We start from the raw sequence: 2,505 nt of genomic DNA, 5'->3' as shown, positions 1-2,505 counted from the left end.
AGAACCCGCTGCACGCTCAACTCAGCCGGCACGAGCCAGCTGAGCGATGATCGTCGAGAGGAGCTGTTCCTCGTGGGGCTCGTGCATCTCAGTCCTCACGCCGTCGTTTTGAATGACAATGACAACGCCGCGTGGGACCTTCGCATCTCTTGTCGTCCGAACCTTAGAGCCTCGTGCATCTACAATGACTGTAATTGCTCACCTCCTCCGTTCTGGTCGAGCGGTTCAGCGTATCGGCTGCGAGGGGAGCTACGGTGAGATTTGTGTTGCGACAGGGGCCGGAACGTGAGTCAACCTGGCTGTGGCCCCGCCGCTCGACCCCGCTGTGCTGTCGTCCTGTGAGAAGGACAGTCTGATTTCCACGCTGTTGGCGCAGGTCGACGCGTTGGCGGCCCGAGTTGCCGCGCTGGAGACCGAGAACGCGGCCTTGCGGGAGAAGCTGAAGGCGCCGCCGAAGACGCCGGACAACTCTGGCACGCCGCCCTCGCAGGGGCGCAAGGCGAACGGCGATGGCGAGCCCAGCCCCAAGGCCAGGGTGCACGCCGGAGCGCACCGCCCGTTGCATCCCAACCCGACCCGTCATGAGACGGTTCGCGCGGAGCGCTGCCCGCACTGCCGCGCCGACCTGGACAACGTGGCCCAGGTGGCGGTGCAGACCTACGACCGCATCGAGATCCCCGAGATCGCCCCGGACGTGACGCGGGTGGTCCTGCACGGCGGCGTCTGCCCGTGCTGCGCCGGGCGCTTCAAGGCACCCGCCCCGGCCGGGCTGGCGCCGGGCTCGCCGTTCGGCCCCAACCTGCGCGCCTTCGTGCTCTACCTGCGCTTCGGCCAAGCCATTCCGTTCGAGCGCCTGGCGCGGCTGATGCGCGACCTGTTCGGGCTGGAGATCAGCGAGGGGGCGCTGGCCAACCTGCTGCAGGACAGCGCGCCGGCCTTCGCCGCGCAGACCGGCCTGATCAAGCGGCGCCTGCTGTCCGGCACGGTGCTGGCCTCCGATGAGACCAGCGTGCGCGTCGGCAAGAAGACCTTCTGGACCTGGGTGTTCCACCACGCCGACAGCGCCTGCTTCGTGATCCGCCCGTCGCGCGGCAAGGCGGTGGTAAGCGAGTTCCTCGGCGATGTCCGCCCCGCGGTCTGGATCTCCGACCGCCTCGGCGGCGCCCAGAGGGGCTGGGCCAGCAGGGAGCATCAGGTCTGCCTCGCCCATCTGCTGCGCGACGTCCAGTACGCGATCGACGCCGGCGACGCCGCCTTCGCCCCCGGCATGAAGCATCTGCTGCAACGCGCCGTGCGCATCGGCCACCGTCGTTCGGCGCTCGCCGACGCCACCCTGGCCACCTACCACGCCCGGCTCCAGCGCGCACTCGACGCCCTGCTCAAGATCGTGCCGGACAGCAAGCCGGGGCTGAAGCTCCAACGCATCATCAAGCGCTTCCGCCAGAACCTGTTCGTCTTCCTCACCGACCGCGAGGTGTCGCCCACCAACAACGGGTCCGAACAGGCGCTGCGGCCCTGCGTCATCTTCCGCGAGGTCACCAACGGCTTCCGATCCGAATGGGGCGCCGCGCTCTACGCCAACGTCCGATCCGTGCTCGAGACCGCCCGACGACGCGGCATCCCGGTCCTGCGGGCGATCCGCCTCACCCTCGATGCGGCGCCTCTGCCGACCGGCCCATAGCCGCCCGGCGGGGCGTCGCATACAACCTCGGGCGAGGGACATCATCGTCGGCGCTTGCCGTGCCGGAGACGAGAGCCATGGCCAAGACCGCCGCCGGACGCAGCGCCGGCAGGACCGGCGCCGGCAAGACCGTCGTCGCCCTGAAGGGGACGCTGCGCGACGTCAGGCCGCCGGTCTGGCGCCGTCTCCTGCTGCCCGGGACGATGACGCTGGCGGACCTGCATGAGGCCATCCAGGCCGCCATGGGCTGGCATGGCGGCCACCTCCACGCCTTCGACGTCGCCGGCCGCCAGTATGGCGATCCGCGGACCCTCGACGACGTCGCCGACGAGACGCAGTTGACCTTGAACGGCCTCCTGAGATCCGGGATCCCCCGCTTCACCTACACCTACGACCTCGGCGACAACTGGGAACATCAGGTGCTGATCGAGCGGACCCAACCGGCGCCCGACGCGGGCCGGTATCCCGCCTGCGTCGCAGGAAGACGCAACTGCCCTCCGGAGGACTGCGGCGGCCCTTGGGGCTACGCCGAACTCCTGGCCGCCATCGCCGACCCCGCCCGTCCCGAACACGCCGACCGGCGCGCCTGGCTCGGCGAGGACTTCGACCCCGACGCGTTCGACGTCGATGCCGCCGATGCGGACGTGGCGATCCGCTTCGGCCGCAAATAGACCCGCACGCAGCCCTTGCACATCAGCCCGGATCGCCACCCCAATCCAAACCAGCAAGGTGAGCAATTACGTCGGATTGGTGACGGAGCCGAGATTCGCGGACGCGGTGGTGAAGCCGGCCGTGTCGGTGCTGTCCGCCCCCGAGTAGTTGTC

Annotated in this window: 2 protein-coding genes; both read left to right on the top strand. The window is 69.3% G+C overall.

The features are described from left to right. The first annotated feature begins 385 nt into the window (after positions 1-385). Positions 386-1,681, top strand: coding sequence for an IS66 family transposase (tnpC, locus tag VJS38_RS10515; protein ID WP_324088098.1), 1,296 nt, complete (start codon positions 386-388; stop codon positions 1,679-1,681). Positions 1,682-1,758: 77 nt separating this feature from the next. Further along, complete coding sequence (locus VJS38_RS10510) at positions 1,759-2,352, top strand: plasmid pRiA4b ORF-3 family protein (protein WP_324088097.1); 594 nt, start codon at positions 1,759-1,761, stop codon at positions 2,350-2,352. Positions 2,353-2,505: the final 153 nt, after the last annotated feature.

This window comes from Phenylobacterium sp. (genome assembly GCF_035276905.1).
Classification (GTDB): domain Bacteria; phylum Pseudomonadota; class Alphaproteobacteria; order Caulobacterales; family Caulobacteraceae; genus Phenylobacterium.
The sequence above is the reverse complement of the archived record's forward strand: the minus strand, read 5'-3'. Positions and strand labels throughout refer to the sequence as shown.